The organism is Solicola agrisoli, assembly GCF_049059935.1.
Lineage (GTDB): Bacteria > Actinomycetota > Actinomycetes > Propionibacteriales > Nocardioidaceae > JAURVT01.
The window spans coordinates 1-20,004 of record NZ_JBMGQR010000048.1; the positions used below are offsets into that span (position 1 = coordinate 1).

Consider the following 20,004-nt stretch of genomic DNA (forward strand, 5'->3'; position numbering starts at 1 on the left):
GACACCGACTCCCAGGACTACCTGACCAAGCTGTTCGCTGACGACATTGACGGCGCCGAGCTGGTCACCAACAACTCGCGGTGGGGCAGCTTCCGCACCCGCCGTTCGAGCCGCTGGCACGACGGCACCGTGGTGCTGCTCGGCGACGCGGTGCACACCGCGCACTTCTCGGTCGGCTCGGGCACCAAGATGGCGATGGAGGACGCGGTGGTCCTCGCCCAGGAGGTCGCCGCGACGCCGGACGACCTCGCCGGGGCGCTCGACCGGTACGAGGAGACGCGGCAGCCGTCCGTCGCGCGCATCCAGGACGCCGCCGGCCCGAGCCTGGCCTGGTGGGAGCGGTTCGGCGCCTACCAGCGCGAGCTCGACCCGCTGACGTTCGCCTTCCACTTCTTCTCCCGCTCCATCGACGTCGAGAAGATCGCCGAGCGCGACCCCGACCTCGTCGCCGCCGTCCGCGACGTCTGGGCCGCCGAGCACGGGGCACCGCCGCTCGCCACACCTCTGGAGGTCGACGGCAGGCGGTTCGACGGACGGCGCCTCGAGCTCGCCGACGTCACCGCGCCGCTGGTCACCGCTCCGCCGGACGAAGACGGGCTGGCCGCCGCGGCCGAGGCACTTCCCGCGTCCGGGCTCGTGGCCGTCCACGGCGGTACCTCGCTGACCCGGGTGCTCCTGTGCGAGGAGGCCCGCCTGCGACGGGGACTCGTCGCCGTCCTGGTCGACGACCTCGACGACGCCGCCGCCGAGACCGTCCTGCTCGCGGGCCGGGCCGACGCCGTCGCGAGCCCGGAGGAGGCCCGATGACCGAGATCGCGGTCCGCCCGTCCGCCCTGGCCCCGCTGCTCGACCCCGAGGGCGTCGCCGTGGTCGGTGCGTCCACCGATCCCACCAAGCTGGGTGGGGTGATGGCCGCCGCCCTCGGCGCCTTCTCGCGACCCGTCGCCCTGGTGAACGCCCGCTCCACCGGCGACGACGGGACGCACCCCAGCCTCGAGGCCGCGGCGTCCGCCGTCGACGCGAGGTTGGACCTCGCCGTCCTCTGCGTGCCCGCCGCCGTCTGCGCCGACGTGATCCGTGACGCCGCCCGCGTCGGCGTCCGCGCCGCCCTCGTCTGCGCCGGCGGGTTCGCCGAGGCCGGCGGCGAGGGAGTGGAGCACCAGCGGCGCCTCGCCGAGGCCGCACACGAGACCGGCGTCCGCGTCCTGGGCCCCAACACCTCCGGGTTCTTCGTCCCCGGCCTGGGCCTGCGAGCCAGCTTCGTCCCCGGCGTCGCCTCGTTGCAGGCCGGCGCCGTAGGCGTCGTCGCGGCGAGCGGAGGCGTCAACCACGCGCTCGCGTTCGCCCTCCAGCGCGCCGGCGCGGGCCTCTCGCTCGGGGTCGGCATCGGCGCGGGGTTCGACGTGACGTCGGCCGACGTCGTCGGGCACCTCGCCGACGACCCGGCGACGCGGGCCATCGCGCTGCACGTCGAGACCGTCGCCGACGGGGACGCGCTGCTGGCCGTCGTCCGTCGCGCCACCACGGCCACGCCGGTCGTGGCTCTCGTCGTGGGCCAGAACGACGTGGGCGACTTCGCCCGCTCGCACACCGGCGCGCTCGCGACGTCGTGGCGCACCACCCGCGCCCTCCTCGCCCAGGCCGGTGCCGTCGTCGTGGACGACGAGGACGCGCTCGTCACCGCCGTCACCACGCTCGCCCGCACCCGGCTCGAGCCCCTGGCCGACCCGGGCGTCGCCCTGGTCACCGGCCAGGCCGGCCCGGGTCTGCTCGTCGCCGACGCGCTGCAGGGCGCGGGCGTCTCGATGCCGGTGCTGTCCGACCGCACGCAGGCGCGCCTCGGCGAGCTGCTGCCGCCGATCACCTTCCAGTCCAACCCGGTCGACACCGGCCGCCCCGGGCCGCGCCACGTCGAGGTGGTCGAGGCGGTGGCGGCCGACGACGGCATCGACCTGATGGCCGTCTACGGCCTCACCGAGCCGGTCGTCGACCTGCCCGCCACCGTCGCGCAGGCCCGCCTCGGCGACGTGCGCGCCGTCGTCGGCCTCGACGGGCCCGAGGACGAGGTCGCCGTCGGCCGCCTCACCGCCGACGAGCAGGGCGTCACGCTCGTCACCGGCGCCACGTCGCTGGCGCGCGGCGTCACCGCGCTAGTCGACGACTCACGCGCCCGGCACCGCTCCGAGGGCGACGGCCCCACCGTGGACGCCGTCGACCTCCCGGACGGACCGTGGGACGAGGCCGTCGCCAAGGACCTGCTCGGACGGCTCGGCGTCCCGACGCCGCCGCGAGCGGTCTGCGCCGACCGGCGGGCCGCCCACGACGCCCTCGACCGGCTGACGGTGCCCGTCGCGGTCAAGATCTGCGACCCCGACGTCCTGCACAAGAGCGACGTCGGGGGAGTGCACCTCGGCGTGCGCTCGCACGACGACCTCGACGAGGCGCTCGACCGGCTCGCCGACCTCGGCGACGGACCGTGGCTGGTGGAGGAGATGGCCGCGGGCGGCGTCGACCTGGTGGTCGGAGCCCGCCGCGACCCCGTGTTCGGGCCGGTCGTCCTGGTGGGTCTCGGCGGCACCGCCACCGAGGTGCTGGCCGACGTCGCGATCGCGTCCGTGCCCGCCACTTCGCGCCAGCTGGTCGCGCTGCCGGACGACCTGCGGACCCGCGCGCTCCTCGACGGCCACCGCGGCGGCCCGAGCGTCGACCGCGACGAGCTGGCCCGTGTGCTCGCGGCGCTCGGCGGCCTGCTCCTCGAGCACGACGACCTCGCCGAGGTCGAGATCAACCCCCTGCGGGCCACGCACGACGGGCTCCTCGCCCTCGACGCCGTGCTGGTGGCCCGTTCCGACGCCGACCGAGAGGACTGAGCACCGTGGAGCACACGAGCCAGGGCACCGTCCCGTGGCCCGACGACGTCGCCGAGCGCTACCGACGGGAGGGCTACTGGGAGGGACGCCCGATCGGCGACCTGCTGTGGGAGGTCGCCGACGGCGCCGCCGACCGCGTCGCCGTGGTCGACGGCGGCACCCGCCTGACGTACGCCGAGCTCGTCGACCGCGCCGACGCCGCCGGCGGCCGGCTGCTCGACGCCGGGTTGCGAGCCGACGACCGCGTGCTGGTGCAGCTGGCCAACGGATGGCAGTTCGTCGTGCTCGTCCTCGCGCTCGCCCGCACGGGCATCGTCCCGGTGATGGCGCTGCCGGCCCACCGTCGCCACGAGCTGCTTCACCTCGCCGAGGTGTCGCAGGCCCGCGCGATCGCCGTCCCCGACGTGCTGCGCGACTTCGACCACCAGCAGCTCGCGCACGACCTCGTCGACGAGCTCCCCGACCTCGAGGTCGTCTTGGTCGACGGAGTCCCGCGCGACGGCGCCCTCGGCCTCGACGGACTGCTAGCCCCCGCCGACGACGCCGCGGCCGCCCGCGCGCGTCTCGACGCCGTCGCCCCCGATCCCGGGTCGCCGTTCTGCTTCCTGATCTCCGGCGGCACCACCGGCCTGCCCAAGCTGATCACCCGCACGCACGACGACTACGTCTGCAACCTGCGCTGGACGTCGCGCACGGCCGAGCTCGCCGCGGAGGACGTGTACCTCGGCACGCTGCCGGCCAGCCACAACTTCCCCCTCGCCTGCCCGGGCATCCTCGGCACGCTGCTCGTGGGCGGCCGGGTGGTCATGCTGCCCAGCCCCGAGCCCGTCCGCGCGTTCGCCGCGATCGAGGCCGAGGGCGTCACCGTCACGGCCGCCGTGCCCGCCGTCGCCCAGAAGTGGGTGGAGCACCAGCAGACCGTGGGAGGCGACCAGCTGCGCAGCCTGCGCGTCCTGCAGGTGGGCGGGTCGCGGATGCCCGACGAGATCGCCCGCCTGGTGCGACCGGTGCTGGGCTGCACGCTGCAGCAGGTGTTCGGGATGGCCGAGGGCCTGATCAACACCACCCGGCTCGACGACCCCGACGACGTCGTCTGCACCACCCAGGGGCGGCCGGTGTGCCCGGCCGACGAGGTGCGCGTCCTCGACCCGTTCGGCCAGGACCTGCCCGACGGCGAGCCCGGCGCGATCTTCACCCGCGGCCCCTACACGCCGCGCGGCTACTACCGCGCCGCCGAGCACAACGGACGCGCCTTCATCGACGGGGGCTGGTACGGCAGCGGCGACGTCGTCGTCCGTCACCCCGACGGGAACCTCGTCGTGCACGGCCGCGACAAGGACATGATCAACCGCGGCGGGGAGAAGATCTCGGCCGAGGAGGTCGAGAGCCTGCTGTACCGCACCGAGGCGATCGAGATCGCGGCCGCGGTGTCGATGCCCGACCCGGTGCTCGGGGAGCGGTTGTGCGTCTACGCCGTGCCCAAGCCGGGGGCGACGATCACCCTCGACCAGGTGCGCCGGTGCTTCGAGGACGCCGGTGTCGCCGCGTTCAAGATCCCCGAGCGGCTCGAGGTCGTCGAGGTCCTGCCGATGACCAAGGTCGGCAAGATCGACAAGAAGGCGCTCCGCGAGGACATCAGCGGACGGATGGCCGAGGCCACCGTCCCCACCCGACAGGAGGCACGATGACCACCCAGGCCGACCACCCCACCGAGGCCGAGCAGCGTGAGCTCGACCGGCTCTACGCCGACTTCGAGGCCGAGAACCTGATGCCGCTGTGGACGCAGCGCGAGGGCCTGATGCCCGAGTCGCCCACACCACAGGCGATCCCGCACGTCTGGCGCTGGGACACCCTGCTGCCGCTGGCCGAGCGTGCCGGCGACCTCGTGCCCGTGGGCCGCGGCGGCGAGCGTCGCGCGATCGCGCTGGCCAACCCCGGCCTCGGCGGTCGGCCCTACGCCACCCCGACGCTGTGGGCCGCCATCCAGTACCTCGGCGGCCACGAGGTGGCGCCGGAGCACCGGCACTCCCAGAACGCGTTCCGGTTCGTCGTCGAGGGCGAGGGCGTCTGGACGGTCGTCAACGGCGACCCGGTCGCGATGCGTCGCGGCGACTTCCTGCTGACGCCGGGCTGGAACTTCCATGGCCACCACAACGAGACCGACCGGCCGATGGCCTGGATCGACGGCCTCGACATCCCGTTCGTGCACTACACCGACACGGCGTTCTTCGAGTTCGGCTCGGACCGCGTCACCGACGAGTCGACCCCCGACATCTCGCGGTCCGAGCAGCTGTGGGCCAATCCCGGTCTGCGTCCGCTGTCGGGCCTGCGCGACACCGTCTCGTCGCCGCTGGGCGCGTACCGGTGGGAGCACACCGACCGAGCGCTCGCGAACCAGCTCGAGCTCGAGGCGCAGGGCTTCCCGGCCACGGTCGAGCAGGGCCACGCCGCGATCCGCTACGTCAACCCCACCACCGGCGGCGACGTGATGCCCACGATCCGCGCGGAGTTCCACCGGCTGAAGGCGGGCGTGCAGACGCGTGTGCGCCGCCAGGTGGGCTCCAGCGTCTACCAGGTCTTCGAGGGACGCGGCGCGTTCGTCCTCGACGGCCAGTCCCTCCGGGTGGAGCGCGGCGACCTCGTCGTCGTGCCGTCCTGGACCCCCTTCAGCCTGCAGAGCGAGGACGGGCTCGACCTGTTCGCGTTCGGCGACCAGCCCATCGTCGAGCGGCTCGCGCTCGACCGCACCTACGTGGAGGACGACACCGCATGAGGCTCGTGACCCTGAGGACCGCCGACGGACACCGGGCGGGCCGGCTCGACGACGACGTCGTCACCGAGATCGACGCCACCGACGTCGGCGCCCTGCTCGCCCGCGACGACTGGCGTGCCGTCGCTGAGGCGGCGTCCGGCAGGCAGCACGCCTGGGCCGACGTCGACCTCGCACCCGTGGTGCCCGCGCCGGGCAAGATCGTCTGCGTCGGCCTCAACTACCGCACCCACATCCTCGAGATGGGGCGCGACCTGCCCGAGCACCCGACCCTGTTCGCCAAGTTCACCGACACCCTGGCGGGCCCGTACGACGACGTCCTGCTCCCGCCCGAGGACGACACCGTCGACTGGGAGGCCGAGCTGACCGTCGTGGTGGGCAAGACCGTCCGTCGCGTCGACGAGGCCGGCGCCGCGGCCGCGATCGCGGGCTACACCGTCGCCAACGACGTCTCGATGCGCACCTGGCAGAACCGCACCAAGGAGTGGCTGCAGGGCAAGGCGTGGGAGGCCTCGACCCCGGTCGGGCCGGCGCTCGTCACGACCGACGAGTGGGAGCCGGGCCCGGCGATCTGGACCGCCGTCGACGGCGAGCGCACCCAGGAGTCCGTCACGAGCGACCTCGTCCACGGCCCGCTCGCGCTGGTCTCCTACGTCTCGACGCTGGTGACGCTGCGCCCGGGCGACCTCATCCTCACCGGCACGCCCGGCGGCGTCGGGCACGCCCGCAAGCCCCCGCGCTACCTCGCCGACGGCCAGACCCTCGCGACGGGCGTCGACGGTCTCGGCGAGCTCCGCAACCGCGTCGTCACCGAGAAGGTCGGCTGAGCGGTGGTCGCACGCGTCGACCAGGCCACCGACCCGCAGGTGCGTGACGACCTCGCGCTCGTGCGCCTCGGCACGGCCTACTACCGGCGCGTGCTCGCGTCGGTGTCGGACGCGGCGCTCGACGGCCCCAGCCTGCTGCCGGGCTGGACGCGACGGCACCTGACGGCCCACGTGGGGTACAACGCCCGTGCGCTGGCGCGCCTCGTCGAGTGGGCCGCGTCGGGAGTGGAGAACCCGATGTACCCCTCCCCGGGCGCACGCAACGAGGAGATCGAGCTCGGTGCCACCTTGAACCCGGCGGCGCTGCGCAACCTCAGCGAGCACGCGGCGATCGACCTCGACGTCCGCTGGCGCGACCTGCCGGCCGACCGCTGGGACGTCCCGGTCGTCACCGCGCAGGGCCGCACCGTCCCGGTCGCGGAGACCGTCTGGATGCGCTCGCGCGAGGTGTGGCTGCACGCCGTCGACCTCGACGCCGGCGGCCGGCTCGCCGACGTGCCCGAGCCGGTGCTCGGCCGGCTCCTCGGTGACGTCGTCGGGGCCTGGTCGCGTCGCGGCGAGGCCGTCGGGCTCGTGGTCGAGACCGACGGTGGCCGCCGGCTCGGTGACGTCGACGCCGCCTCGCCGCGGGTGGTCTCCGGCCCGCTGCGCGCCGTCGTCGGATGGGCCACCGGGCGGGGGACGCTGCGCGCGGACGGCGTCGACGTGCCCGCGGCGCCACGGTGGATCTGAGCGCGACGACGTCGCCGCGCCCGCACGGGGCCCGGACCCTCACCGGTCCGGGCGGCATGATGGGGCCCGTGGCCACCCGACCCCGCTCGCTGATCCTCGACCTGTTCGGCGACTACCTCCGGTACACCGACGCCGAGGTGCGCCTGGGCCAGCTCTCCACCCTGATGGGCGACTTCGGGGTGGCGCCGGCGACCGTCCGGGTGACGGTGTCGCGGCTGCGGCGCGAGGGCTGGTTCACCACGCGACGCGACGGGCGCGAGACCGTCTACCGCCTGAGCGACTCGATGCTCGACGTGCTCGAGACCGGGCGGCGACGGATCTTCGCCACCACCCCCACCACGTGGGACGGCACCTGGACGATGGTGATCTACCAGGTCTCGGAGTCCGAGCGGCAGGGGCGCGAGCACCTGCGCAAGCAGCTGGCCTGGAACGGGTTCGGACCGCTCACCACGTCCACCTGGCTGGCGCCGGGCGACCGGCGCTCCGAGGCCGGGGCGCTGGTCGCCGACGTCGCGGCCGCGCAGGTCGACGTCCTCACGTGCCGCACCGACGACCTCGACCGCGACCTCGACCTCGCGCGCCGCTGCTGGGACCTCGACGCGCTCGCCGACGAGTACCGAGCCTTCGACGCCGGGAACCGTCCGCTGCTCGACCGGGTCGACGCCCTCACGGGAGCAGACGCACTGGTCGCCCGGACCGACCTCGTGGCCACCTACCGCCACTTCCCCTTCCAGGACCCCCGACTGCCCCCGCAGCTGCGGCCGGCCGGGTGGCCCGGCGAGGCCGCCCACGACCTGTTCGCGGCCGCGCACGAGCGTCTCGGACCGGCGGCGCGCGACCACGTGGCGTCGGTGCTCGGCCGCGCGGTCCACGTCTCCTGACCCCCGCCCCCAATCTGAAACAAATCCTCACCGGTCGCAGTAAAAGCGTAACGTGACGCGGGTCATGTCGTTGATGTCCGTGAGGCGGTGATCCGCGAGCTTCGCGCACCCTGCGCGGACGGGTCCGGGCCTCGGGGAGGTCTGCGATGAGACGGAGCAATCGGATCGCGGCGTCGGCGCTGGCGTGCCTGCTGGGTGCGTCGGTGCTCGGGGCCGTGCCGGTGTCGGCCGAGGCCGAGGACACCGAGGGGGCGCGGCCCAACCTGGCCGGGCCCGACCTGCTGCGGGCGCCCGCGGTCGACGCGGCGCAGCTGCAGAACACCGGTGTGTGGGAGGCCGACCCGATCGGTGTCTGCATGACCAGTGCGTACAGCCGGGGCGAGTACGTCCACCAGGGCTGCGTGTACGACGACCAGGGCGGCGGCAACCAGTACCGCTGGCCGCTCGACACGATCCTGCGCAACTACACCTATCCCGAGGACGACGTCTACCGTCGCAACGCCGCCGACATCCTCGAGGTCCGCGCCAAGCCGCTGGCCGACGCGACGGCCTTCCGGATCACGATGAACACCATGACCGACCCGACGCTGACGGGCCTCACGCTCGCGCTCGGCGACTCGCCGTCACCGCGGCCGGCCCCCTACGGCGCCAACACGGTGCTGCCGGCCGAGCAGTTCGTCACCGTCAACGGCACCGACGGCGACATCACCGACGCCGCCACCGGCGAGTCGCTCGGCTCCCCGCAGGTGAGCGTCGACCGCGAGCGCCGGCAGGTCGAGATCCGGGTGCCGCACAGCACGTTCGACCCGACCGGGCAGACCTCGGTGCGACTCGCGGCGGCCGCGGGCCTGTGGGACCGCGAGAACGACCGCTACCTGGTTCCGGCCGCCACCCCCAGCCCGACCCGTCCCGGCGGCGCGGTCGTGGGCGACTCCACGCCCTCGGCGTTCTTCGACACCGCGTTCCGCTTCGACGAGCCGTTCGAGGCCCCCTACCGCGACAACGACCAGAAGCGGGCGATCGCCGACGGCGACATCTCCGCCTTCCACGCCGACGTCGACTTCACCAAGCTCGCCGCGGGCACCGAGGACATGAGCGGCGTCCCGACCACCGGCTACATGACGCGCGTCTTCGCCACCGGCTCGGAGAAGGCCCAGGGTCGTCGCGTCCCCAGCGACCCCGGCGGCCCGCCCGCCGGCGCCGGCACCCAGCAGGGCGGCCTGCAGACCGGTACCGGCGAGGGTGCGGCCGACGGCTTCAGCCTGCAGTTCGGCTGGGTCTGCCGCGACGACTGCGTCTCGGACCTCCCGGGCCGGATGCAGCGGTACATGGTCTACGTGCCCGAGGCCGCCCCGCCCGCCGACGGCTACTCCTCGATGGTCTGGACGAACGGCTACGCCCTGCGCCCCGGCGACGACGTCGAGGGGGAGGACGACCTCTACCAGAGCTTCGCCCGACGTCCGGGCGACCCGACGATGGTGATCGATGTCGACGCCCGCGGCAACGAGCAGTGGTTCTACGGCGACTCCGGAGCCGCGGTCTTCGAGGCGATCGCCGACGCGCGTCGTCACTACGACCTCGACACCGAGCGCACCGCGATGGGCGGGTTCTCCAGCGGCGGCTACGGGGCGAACAAGCTGTCGCTGCAGTTCCCCGACGTGTTCAGCAAGGCGTTCATCTGCGACGGCCTGGACCGTGCGGCGTCGTTCCCCGGCGTCAACGGCGTGGCCGACACGCTGCCGATCGACACCGTCACCCAGCACGAGCCGGGTTCCAAGCTCACCCCGCTGCTGCCGAGCCGGCGCAACCAGCCGGTGATGGAGTGGGCCGGCCTGAACGACGACTTCATCCCGTACCCGATCACCCGTGAGCGTGCGAACGCCTACGCGCTCGGCGACTACGACTACGAGTTCATCAGCTGGGCCGGGCTCGCCGCCGAGCACCTGGTGATGTGCAAGAACGGGATGTGGGACCTCGCCACCAAGTGGTACGGCGACGAGAAGCGCGCCGTCGACCCGCACCACGTCACCTACGTGCGCAACCCGCAGATGGACGACCCGGAGTCGGGCCTCGTCGGCGACCGGGCCTACTGGGTCAGCGACATCGAGAACCGTGACGACGAGCTCGGCACGATCGACGTCGTCTCCGCGGGCCAGGGCGTCACCGACCCCGAGCTGAGCACCAGGACCGCCGAGCTCGGCACCCAGAAGGGCACCTTCTCGCCGGTCAACCCCTACACGCGGGAGGCCCGGGACCGGGGCGAACCGGTCCCGGCTCCGCGCAGGGACGAGCTGCGGATCACCTCGCAGAACGTCGAGTCGATCACGATCGACCCGGAGCGGGCAGGGGTGACCTGCGACGCCGACCTCGTCGCTCGGACCGACGGTCCGCTCCGCGTGACCCTCACCGGGTGCGGCGACGCCGTCGTCGTCGGTGAGGACGGCACGCCGGGGGACCCGCCCGCCGACCTGCCGGGCCTGCCGCAGCTGCCCACCGATGTGCTCGGCGACCTGCCCCTGCCGCCGGAGCTGGGCGTCCAGGTCCCGCAGCTGCCGCTGCAGGGTCTGCCGCCGGTGCGGTTCCCCCCGAACACCGGGGACCCGCGCCCCTAGCGGCCAGGGCGTCGAGCGGCCGGAGGTCACCGACCTCCGGCCGCTCGGGTCCGGCGGCCTCGAGGTCCTGGGTCTGTCGTGAGCAAGAGCGAGGCGCGTCCCGTGAAGGTGTGACCTGGATCACGTCAATCTCGGTTTCGTCTGTTTCGGGTACATCGGTCATCAAGATGGATGAGACTGGCTCGATGGATGCACACACCACCCGTCGGGCTGAGCGTTGGGGTGCGTGGGGCCTGACGTCCGTCGTGGTCCTGACGCTGGCGGCGGCCGGGTTCACCCGCGAGCTGGCGGCGGGCGTGCTCGTCGCGGCGACCGCCGCCCTGGTCGTGGGCCTCGTCGCGGCCCGGGTGAGGCCGCCCGGCAACCGCCGACGGTGGCTGATGCGGTGGCCGCTGGCCGCCCTGGCGTACCTCGTCGCCTTCGGGCAGCTGGCGCCGACGGCGGGCTCGTTGGCCGCCGGCTTCTACGTGGTGGTGTTCGTCTACATCGGCATCGTCGCCCACGCCCGGGTGGGGCTGCTCCTGCTGCCCGTCCCCGCGCTCGCGATCTGGTCGGTGCTCGACCTGCCCACCTCGCAGGCCGTCGTCCGGCTGAGCGCGGCCATGCTCGCCGTCGCGATGGCCAGCCAGATGCCCGCCCGGTTGATGGAGTCCCTCGCCCAGCGGCGCCGGGAGCTCGCGCTCGAGCACGAGGCCGTGCTGGCGGCGCAGAGCCAGGCCACGGCGCAGGCCTCCAAGTTCAGCCGGGTGTTCGAGGTCAGCCCCGTGGGCATGGGGCTGGCCGACGAGCACGGTCGCTTCGCCGAGGTCAACCCCGCCCTGAGCGACCTGCTCGGACGCTCGCCCGCCGAGCTGATCGGCTCGGGCGCCGAGCCGTTCCTGCACCCCGACGACCGCGCCGAGAACGGGCGCGTCGAAGAGCTGATGGACGCCAGCGAGGACGGCGTCGTCGAGCTCGACCAGCGCTTCGTGCGGCCCGACGGCTCCGTGGTGAGCACCTGGGTCACCCTCTCGCCCATCAGCGGGCCCGACGGCGAGCGGTGGACGATGGCGCACGTCATCGACGTCACCGACCGCAGCCGGGCCGAGGACGAGGCCAGGCACGCCCAGCTGCTCACCGAGGTGGTCGCGCGCATCGCCCAGGCGACCCAGCGCGCGGACGACCCGCGACCGGTGGCGATCGACGGCATGGCCGAGCTCACCGGGGCCGACGCCGTCTTCGTCATCGAGGAGGGGACGCCGGGCGTCCTCGTGGTCACCCACGCCCGCGGGGCCGATGTCCGGGGCACCGAGATGAGGCTGGACCGCCTCTCGGTCACCTCGCACGTGTGGTCGACGGGGGAGTCGCACGCCGTGGCCGACCTCGCCGCCGACCCGATGGTCAACCCCGCGCTCGCGCAGCTCGTCGCGGCGCACTCGGCCCTGTGGCAGCCGGTGACGGGCGCCGACGGCACCGTCGCGGTCCTGATGGCCGCCTGGCGCAGCCCGACCGACCTCGCACCGCACCGCGACACCATGGCCGCGCTGGCCACCGAGGTCGCCGCGGCCCTCACCGCCGAGGGCATGCGGGTGGCGCTGGAGAGGACGGCGGTGACCGACGGCCTGACCGGGCTCCTCAACCGGCGCGGCTGGGACCGGTCCGTGGCGCCCCTGATGGCGCAGACGCTGGACCGCGCGCAGACGATGGTGCTCGCCATGGTCGACCTCGACCACTTCAAGGCCTACAACGACTCGCACGGACACGGTGCCGGCGACGACCTGCTGGTGGCGGTGGCCGACCTGCTCACCTCGACGCTGCGGACCTCCGACGTCGTCAGTCGCTGGGGAGGCGACGAGCTGGCCGCGGCGCTACCCGCGTGCGACCTCGACGCCGCGCGGTCCATCTTCGAACGGTTCCGCGCCGAGATGCCGGCCGGACAGACGTGCTCGGTGGGCCTGACCGCCTGCCGACCGGGTGAGACCGTCGCCCAGGCGATGGCACGCGCGGACGCCGACCTCTACGCCGCCAAGGCCGCCCGACCGTCGGTGGAGCGATGACCGCCTCCGCCGAGCTGTCACCGGTCGAGGTCGTCGCGCGCTGGGACGTCGTCTCGGTCTACCAGCCGGTGGTCGACCTGCGCACCGGGCGGACGGTCGGCTGCGAGGCGCTCGCCCGCGGCGCGCGCGGGTCGGGCCTGGAGTCGCCCGCCGAGCTGTTCGCGGCCGCCGCCGCGGCCGACGACGTGCACGAGCTGGACTGGCAGTGCCGCCTGGCCGCCGTCCGCGGGCTGGGGGACACGACCGTGCCCCCGGGCTCCCTGCTGCTGGTGAACGTCGAGCCGACCGCGCTCGAGCACCCCGACACCGCGTGGGTCGGCCTGCTCGCGGCCGAGGCGCGACGTCGCGGCTGGCAGCTCGCCGTCGAGATCACCGAGCGGCAGGTGTCGGACGACCCGGCCTGCCTGCTGGCGTTCCGCCGCCGCCTCCGAGCCGAGAACGTCCTGCTGGCCATCGACGACGTCGGCGCCGACCCGGCGTCCCTGGCCATGATGCCGCTGCTCGAGCCCGACATCGTCAAGCTCGACATGCGGCTCGTCCAGGCTCGACCGAGCATGGACATCGCGCGCATCCTGGCCGCGGTCAACGCCGAGGCCACCCGCTCGGGCTGCCTGGTCGTCGCCGAGGGCATCGAGACCGCCGAGCAGTCCGAGATCGCCGCCTCGATGGGGGCACGGCTGGGCCAGGGCTGGTGGTTCGGACGCCCCGGCGCGCTGCCCGTCGCTGACGGGATCGCTCCGCTGACGGTCGCCGAGCTCGCCCGCCCGCGCGTCGACATGCTGCACACCCGTACCCCGTGGGACCTCGTCCGTCACGAGCCGTCCGTCCGGCGCGGGGCAAAGCCGCTGCTGGCGGCGATGAGCGAGTACATCGAGGACCAGGCCCTGATCGGGGACGCCACCGCCGTGCTGGTCGGCGCGTTCCAGCACCGCGACTACGTCAAGCCCCGCGTGGTCCGTCGTTGGAGCGAGCTCGCCGGCGGCACGCACCTCACCGCGATGATCGCCGAGCTGCTCGACGACGCCCCGGCCGCGGGCCTCAGGGCCGCCTCGATCGCGGCGTCGGACCCGCTGCGGCACGAGTGGACCGTCGCCTTGATCACCGCGCACCACGGGGTGGCGCTCGTCGCGCACGACGTGGGCGACACCGGTGCGGAGGCCGACCGGCGGTTCGACTTCGTCGTCACCTACGACCGCGAGGTCGCGCTGAAGGTCTGCCGCAGGCTCACCGCCTACCTCTGACCGGTCCGCACGGGGGCGCGAGGTCCTCAGAGGGGGATCGACAGGCCCTGAATCGGCGGTGCCGTCTGCGCCATGGTGGAGGCAGACCGCAGCCGTCACGCCGTCGTCGTGGCCGGTTCGAACAGGAGGAGCCCATGGCCCGCACCAGCATCGACATCACGGTCCCCGACCTCACCGGCACCCGCGCCGTCCTGACGGGCGGGAGCGACGGCATCGGGCTCGGCATCGCCAGACGGCTCGCCTCGGCGGGCGCCGACCTGGTGCTGCCCGTCCGCAACCGGGCCAAGGGTGAGGCCGCGGTCGCCGCGATCCGCGCCGAGGCGCCCGACGCGACCGTCAGCCTCCGTTCGCTCGACCTGTCGTCGCTCGCGTCCGTCGCCGCGCTCGGCGAGACGCTGCGCGAGGAGGGCGACCCGATCCACCTGCTGGTCAACAACGCGGGCGTGATGTCGCCGCCCGAGCTGCAGCGGACCGTCGACGGGTTCGAGGTGCAGCTCGGCACGAACCACCTCGGGCACGTGGCCCTGGTGGCGCACCTGATGCCGCTGCTGCGCGCCGGCCGGGCCCGCGTCACGTCGCAGACGAGCGTCGCCGCCGCCCGCGGGTCGATCAACTGGGACGACCCGGACTGGCGGCGGTCCTACGACGCGATGGCCGCCTACCAGCAGTCCAAGATCGCCGTCGGGCTGTTCGGGCTCGAGCTCGACCGACGCAGCCGGGCCGGCGGCTGGGGCGTGTCGAGCAACGTGTCGCACCCGGGCGTCGCCCCGACGAGCCTGCTCGCCGCGCGGCCCGAGCTGGGCCGCGGCTCCGACACGCTCAGCGTGCGGGTGATCCGCGCCCTGTCCAGGGCCGGGATCCTGGTCGGGACGGCACGTACGGCGGCGCTCCCGGCGTTGCTCGCGGCGACCTCGCCGGATGCCGAGGGCGGCCGGCTCTACGGGCCCCGCGGCCTGCAGCACCTCGGTGGCGCGCCGGCCGAGCAGCAGCTCTACGCCCCGTTGCGCAGCGAGGACGACGCGCGGCGCCTGTGGACGCTCTCCGAGGAGCTGGCCGGTGTCACGTTCCCCGGTGTCGCCGCAGGCTCCGAGGCGCCCTCCGGGGAGTCGGCGTGATCGACCGGCCCGGCCTGGCGGCGTTCGTCCGCCACCGACGCGAGTCGCTCCAGCCCGAGGACGTCGGCCTGCCGCGCGGCCAGCGGCGCCGGACGTCGGGTCTGCGGCGCGAGGAGGTGGCGGCCCTGTGCCACATGTCCACCGACTACTACACGCGGATCGAGCGCGAGCGCGGCCCGCACCCGTCGTCGCAGATGATCGCCGCGATGGCGCAGGGGCTCCACCTGTCGCTCGACGAGCGCGACCACCTGTTCCGGCTCGCCGGCCACGAGCCGCCGTCGCGCGGCTCCGACGGCCGTCACGTCGGCCCGGGCCTGCTGCGCATCCTCGACCGGCTCGGCGACACGGCCGCCGAGATCATCACCGAGGTGGGGGAGACGCTGCGCCAGACCCCGCTCGGCGTCGCGCTCACCGGTGACGCGACGCGGTGGTCGGGGCCCGAGCGCAGCCTCGGGTTCCGGTGGTTCGCCGTGCCCGAGTCGCGGTCGGTGTACCACCCGGACGACCACCGGTTCATGTCGCGGCTGTTCGCGTCGGGGCTGCGGGAGGTCGTCGCGCGGCGCGGCCCCGGCTCGCACCCCGCGCGGCTCGCCGGCCAGCTGCTCGGCAGGAGCGAGGAGTTCGCCGAGCTCTGGGACGCCCACGAGGTGGGCCTGCGCCCGAAGGAGACCAAGCGCCTCGTGCACCCCGAGGTGGGCACCGTCGAGCTGCACTGCCAGACCCTGCTCGATCCCGAGCAGTCGCACCACCTGCTGGTCTACACGGCCGTGCCGGGCAGCGAGAGCCACGAGAAGCTCCAGCTGCTCTCGGTCATCGGCGCGCCCTCGGCGCACTGAGCCTGCCGACACGGCGCGTGGGCGCCGGGTGAATCGGCGTATGACCGTGTGGGCTGGTCATACGCCGATTCCCCGGTCCGAGTGGGGCCGTCAGCGGTCGATCAGCTGCTGCATCTGCTCGGAGTACCGCTCGCCCTGGACGTCGATGAGCGCCGCGGCGGCGGTGAGGTCGGCCACCTCGTCGGCGGTCAGGTCGAGCGACACCGCCCCGACGTTCTCGCGGACGCGGCTCGACTTGGTGGTGCCGGGGATGGGCACGATCCACGGCTTCTGCGCGAGGATCCAGGCCAACGCGACCTGCGCGCGGGTGACGCCGCGGTCGTCGGCGAGCCGGCCGACGAGGTCGACGACGCCCTGGTTGGCCTCGCGCGCCTCGGCCGAGAACCGCGGCAGGCTGCCACGGATGTCGTTGTCGGCGAACGTCGTGGTCGAGTCGATCGCGCCGGTGAGGAACCCGCGTCCGAGCGGGCTGAACGGCACGAACCCGATGCCGAGCTCCTCCAGGGTGGGCAGCACCGACTCCTCGGGCTCGCGCCACCAGAGCGAGTACTCGCTCTGCAGGGCGGTGACCGGCTGCACCGCGTGGGCGCGGCGGATCGTGCCCGCGCCCGCCTCGGACATGCCGAAGTGCCGCACCTTGCCCGCGTCGATCAGCTCCTTGACGGCGCCGGCGACGTCCTCGATCGGCACGTCGGGGTCGACGCGGTGCTGGTAGAGCACGTCGATCCGGTCGGTGCGCAGGCGCCTCAGCGACGCCTCGGCCACCGCGCGGACGTTCTCGGGGCGACTCGTGACGCCGACCTGCGTGCCGTCGGCGTCGAAGTCGAAGCCGAACTTGGTGGCGATGACGACCTGGTCCCGCACCGGGGCGAGGGCCTCGCCGAGGAGCTCCTCGTTGGTGAACGGGCCGTACGCCTCGGCGGTGTCGAACAGCGTGACGCCCTGGTCGACGGCGTCGCGGAGCACCGCGACCATCTCGTCGTGGTCGCCGGCCGGGCCGAGACCGTGGCTCATGCCCATGCATCCCAGGCCGATGGCCGAGACCTCGAGCCCGCTGCTGCCGAGCTGTCGCTTCTCCATGCTGGTCTCCTTCACGCGTCGTGGGTGGTCCTCCACCCTGAGTCAACCCGGCGACGGCGGCTCGAGGAAGGTCCTGCCAGAGCCCCCCTCCGTCGAGTGGCGCACGTCCGTGCCCGAGTGGCGCAGATTCGGGGTGTCCGACGCGTGTCGAGGCCGGTTTTGCGCCACTCGGCGGTGGACATGGGGCGCGGGGCGTGGGGCTGGCGGTGGGGGTGTGGGGTCTAGCGGGGGCGGCGGCCGAAGCGGACGCGTGCGCCGGCGAGGGTGAGGGTGAGGAGCGGGCGGAAGCCGGTGAGGAACGCCAGGGAACCGCCGGGGTCGACGGTCCACCGCGCGGACGCGACGCCCAGCCGGGCGGTCGCGCGGACGGGCGTGCGACGACGCGTCCCCGCCCACGACTGCGACACCGAGAACGTCAGGGGCAGCGCGAACGGGAGGCGGACGCGTCGGCCGAGGCTCACCGAGGCGATGCCGGGGGCGTCGTGACGGCCGGGTGCGACGTCGAAGGTCGCGAGGTCCTTGGGGATGCCCCACAGGGCGCGGCCGCCGTCGCGGGAGGCCTCGCTGTCGACCCAGATGTGGGTGATGGAGACCCCCGGGCGCAGGCCGTCGCGCACCAGGACGGTGCTCATCACCTCCTCGTAGACGAGCGGGCTGGGCGGCTCGTAGGAGAAGAACGCCACGCCCACCACCGACCACGGTCCGACCCGCAGCACGCGCGAGCCCGGCGCGTGGGGGAGCGGTGCGTCGCGCACCAGGTGCACGGCGACGACGGCGCGCGCGTGCAGGTGCCACGGCTCGGGCGGGTAGGAGGTCACGCCGCCCACTCGAAGTCGTCGGGGTCGAGGCGGCCGGTCAGCTGCTCGTAGGGCCGCACCCGACCGGGCCAGTTCGAGCTGATCCGCCCCGACGCCTCGCGGTACCAGCTGGCGCAGTGCGTCCAGACGGTGCGGCGCAGACGCGCCTGCAGACGGTCGTCGAACTCCCGGGCCACCTCGCGTCGCACCTCGACGGCCCGGGCGCCGCGGCGTCCGAGCTGGTCGACCGCCTGGCGGACGTAGCGGGCCTGCGCCTCGAGCATGCCGACCACCGAGCTGGACCCGGTGTTGGTGTTCGGCCCGTAGAGCACGAACAGGTTCGGGAAGCCCGGCACGCAGGTGCCGAGGTAGGCGTAAGCGCCGCCCGCCCACTCCTGCGCCAGGGTGCGTCCGCCGCGTCCACGCACCTCGATGCTCGCCAGGAACGGCTGGGTGAGGAAGCCCGTCCCGAGCACGATCGCGTCGGCCGGCACCAGGCCGGCGGTGGTGCGCACGCCGTCGGCGGTCACCTCGACGATCGGCTCGGTGACGAGGTCGACGTCGGGACGGGCGAACGTCGGCAGGTAGTCGTTGGAGAACAGCAGGCGCTTGCACCCGGCGGGGTGGTCGGGCGTCAGCCTGGCGCGGACGTCGGCGTCCGGCACGCTGCGGCGCAGGTGCAGCAGGCAGAGCGTCTGCACGCCCCGTCGGACGACGCCCGCCGCCCGTCCGTCGCCGCTGAGCCCGAACGCGAGCAGCTCGGTCAGGCCCCAGACGAACCGGCGCTCGGCCCGCAGGAGGGAGGGGAACCGCGTCGCGAGCCAGCGGTGCGGACGGCCGTGCTCGCGGTCGGGCTTGGGCATGACGTACGGGGGCGTGCGCTGCAGGACGGTCAGGTGGCGCGCGACCTCGGCGACGAGCGGCACCGCCTGCACCGAGCTGGCGCCGGTGCCCACGACCACCACGCGTCGCCCGGCGAGGTCGTGCTCGCCGTCCCACTCCGCGGTGTGCATGACGGGTCCGGCGAACGACTCCAGGCCGGGCAGCTCGGCCCGCGCGGGCTCCGACAGCTGGCCCACCGCGCTGACGAGCACGTCGCACGCGTCGCTCGAGCCGTCGCTGAGCGCCAGGTGCCACCGCGACGACTCGTCGTCCCAGGTCGCCGAGACCAGCCCGACGCCGAGACGCAGGTGCGGTCGCACGCCGTGCTCGTCGACGACGCGCTCGACGTACGCCTGGATCTCGGGCTGCGGCGCGTACCGGCGCGACCAGTCGGGGTTGGGTGCGAACGAGTAGGAGTACAGCGCGGACGGGACGTCGCACGCCGCGCCGGGGTAGGTGTTGGCGCGCCACACGCCCCCGACGGCGTCGGCCCGCTCGAGCACCGTGACGTCGCGGTGCCCGGCGCGCAGCAGCTCGACCGCGCACGCGACGCCGCCGAGCCCGGCGCCGACGACCACCGTGCGGGTCACCGCGGCTCCGCCTCGACGAGCGCGGTGAGCGTGACGGTGAGCAGGCGGTGGGCCTCGTCGCGGGGGAGCGCCCCGGTCACCAGCCACTCGCGGCACGCGGCCTTCACGAGCGCGGCGAACGTGCGCACCTCCACCACGAGCCGGTCGTCGGGCTCGTCGAAGCCGAGCGCCCCGAGCACGATCCGGGCGGCGCGGTCGTCGGCCTCGGCGACGACGGCCGCCACCTCGGCGTCCGAGCCGAGGCCGCCGGTGCCGTCGAAGACCACCCAGGCGCGGCCGAAGGTCTCGGCGGCGTCGAGCACGACGTCCATCGCGGCCGACACGCGCTCGGCGAGGGTGTCGCCGGCGACGTCGTCGAGCGAGCTCCACGGCATCATCACCTGGCGTCGCACGACGGCCAGGAACAGACCCTGCCGGCCGCCGAAGTAGTGGTGCACCAGCCCGCGGGTGACGCCGGCGCGGCGGGCCAGCTCGGCGGTGGAGACCTCGCCGTAGGGCCGGGTGGTGAAGACCTCGGTGGCGCTGAGCAGGATCTGCTCGCGGCGGGCGTCGGGCGTCAGCCGCGAGCGGGGCGCCGGCGCGTCGGGACGGGGGGTGCTCACGACACGATCCCAGCGGCTCGTTGACGAACTGTCAATAGCAGTTGCACACCCGGAGACGGTCGCCGCGCCCACCGGAGGACATGCGGTGGGGCGACGTCGGCCCGCCCCGATAGCATCGCAGGGTCCGCCGACC

16 protein-coding genes are annotated in these 20,004 nt (G+C 74.2%); 12 read left to right on the forward strand and 4 right to left on the reverse strand.

Going from position 1 to position 20,004, the window contains the following annotated elements; all coding sequences use genetic code 11:
• The 12 genes from ACI6PP_RS15670 to ACI6PP_RS15725 form a co-directional block, all read left to right on the forward strand.
• The coding region (locus tag ACI6PP_RS15670; protein ID WP_421112542.1) for an FAD-dependent monooxygenase at nucleotides 1-807 on the forward strand (807 nt) is incomplete at its 5' end.
• Nucleotides 804-2,870, forward strand: a complete 2,067-nt coding sequence (locus ACI6PP_RS15675; RefSeq protein WP_421112543.1) for an acetate--CoA ligase family protein — start codon at nucleotides 804-806, stop codon at nucleotides 2,868-2,870. The genes ACI6PP_RS15670 and ACI6PP_RS15675, both read left to right, overlap by 4 nt.
• 5 nt (nucleotides 2,871-2,875) lie before the next feature.
• Nucleotides 2,876-4,558 (forward strand): (2,3-dihydroxybenzoyl)adenylate synthase, encoded by a 1,683-nt coding sequence (locus ACI6PP_RS15680; protein ID WP_421112544.1) that lies wholly within the window; start codon nucleotides 2,876-2,878, stop codon nucleotides 4,556-4,558.
• Nucleotides 4,555-5,643, forward strand: coding sequence for a cupin domain-containing protein (locus ACI6PP_RS15685; RefSeq protein ID WP_421112545.1), 1,089 nt, complete (start codon nucleotides 4,555-4,557; stop codon nucleotides 5,641-5,643). Before ACI6PP_RS15680 ends, ACI6PP_RS15685 begins: the two co-directional genes overlap by 4 nt.
• Nucleotides 5,640-6,467, forward strand: a complete 828-nt coding sequence (locus ACI6PP_RS15690; RefSeq protein ID WP_421112546.1) for a fumarylacetoacetate hydrolase family protein — start codon at nucleotides 5,640-5,642, stop codon at nucleotides 6,465-6,467. Before ACI6PP_RS15685 ends, ACI6PP_RS15690 begins: the two co-directional genes overlap by 4 nt.
• 3 nt (nucleotides 6,468-6,470) lie before the next feature.
• Nucleotides 6,471-7,199 (forward strand): maleylpyruvate isomerase family mycothiol-dependent enzyme, encoded by a 729-nt coding sequence (locus ACI6PP_RS15695; RefSeq protein WP_421112547.1) that lies wholly within the window; start codon nucleotides 6,471-6,473, stop codon nucleotides 7,197-7,199.
• 68 nt (nucleotides 7,200-7,267) lie between these two features.
• On the forward strand, nucleotides 7,268-8,080 hold the full coding sequence (locus ACI6PP_RS15700; RefSeq protein ID WP_421112548.1) for a PaaX family transcriptional regulator: 813 nt from the start codon (nucleotides 7,268-7,270) through the stop codon (nucleotides 8,078-8,080).
• Nucleotides 8,081-8,226: 146 nt separating this feature from the next.
• Nucleotides 8,227-10,692 carry a hypothetical protein gene (locus ACI6PP_RS15705; RefSeq protein ID WP_421112549.1) on the forward strand — a complete coding sequence of 822 codons (2,466 nt, stop codon included), beginning with the start codon at nucleotides 8,227-8,229 and terminating at the stop codon, nucleotides 10,690-10,692.
• Nucleotides 10,693-10,877: 185 nt separating this feature from the next.
• Nucleotides 10,878-12,728, forward strand: coding sequence for a sensor domain-containing diguanylate cyclase (locus tag ACI6PP_RS15710; protein WP_421112550.1), 1,851 nt, complete (start codon nucleotides 10,878-10,880; stop codon nucleotides 12,726-12,728).
• Complete coding sequence (locus ACI6PP_RS15715; protein ID WP_421112551.1) at nucleotides 12,725-13,969, forward strand: sensor domain-containing phosphodiesterase; 1,245 nt, start codon at nucleotides 12,725-12,727, stop codon at nucleotides 13,967-13,969. Before ACI6PP_RS15710 ends, ACI6PP_RS15715 begins: the two co-directional genes overlap by 4 nt.
• A 134-nt stretch (nucleotides 13,970-14,103) precedes the next feature.
• A complete protein-coding gene (locus tag ACI6PP_RS15720) occupies nucleotides 14,104-15,084 on the forward strand; it encodes an SDR family oxidoreductase (protein WP_421112552.1) in 981 nt (326 codons plus the stop codon).
• Nucleotides 15,081-15,920 carry a helix-turn-helix transcriptional regulator gene (locus ACI6PP_RS15725; RefSeq protein WP_421112553.1) on the forward strand — a complete coding sequence of 280 codons (840 nt, stop codon included), beginning with the start codon at nucleotides 15,081-15,083 and terminating at the stop codon, nucleotides 15,918-15,920. Before ACI6PP_RS15720 ends, ACI6PP_RS15725 begins: the two co-directional genes overlap by 4 nt.
• 90 nt (nucleotides 15,921-16,010) lie before the next feature.
• Here ACI6PP_RS15725 and ACI6PP_RS15730 read toward each other — a convergent pair whose 3' ends face one another.
• From ACI6PP_RS15730 to ACI6PP_RS15745, 4 genes are all read right to left on the reverse strand, one after another.
• Nucleotides 16,011-17,000 (reverse strand): aldo/keto reductase, encoded by a 990-nt coding sequence (locus ACI6PP_RS15730; protein WP_421112554.1) that lies wholly within the window; start codon nucleotides 16,998-17,000, stop codon nucleotides 16,011-16,013.
• Between the two features lie 221 nt (nucleotides 17,001-17,221).
• Nucleotides 17,222-17,818 (reverse strand): acetoacetate decarboxylase family protein, encoded by a 597-nt coding sequence (locus ACI6PP_RS15735; RefSeq protein ID WP_421112555.1) that lies wholly within the window; start codon nucleotides 17,816-17,818, stop codon nucleotides 17,222-17,224.
• The gene (locus ACI6PP_RS15740; protein ID WP_421112556.1) at nucleotides 17,815-19,269 is read right to left on the reverse strand and encodes a flavin-containing monooxygenase; all 1,455 of its coding nucleotides are present in this window, start codon (nucleotides 19,267-19,269) and stop codon (nucleotides 17,815-17,817) included. The genes ACI6PP_RS15735 and ACI6PP_RS15740 overlap by 4 nt, the downstream gene beginning before the upstream one ends.
• Nucleotides 19,266-19,871, reverse strand: a complete 606-nt coding sequence (locus tag ACI6PP_RS15745) for a TetR/AcrR family transcriptional regulator (protein WP_421112557.1) — start codon at nucleotides 19,869-19,871, stop codon at nucleotides 19,266-19,268. The genes ACI6PP_RS15740 and ACI6PP_RS15745 overlap by 4 nt, the downstream gene beginning before the upstream one ends.
• Nucleotides 19,872-20,004: the final 133 nt, after the last annotated feature.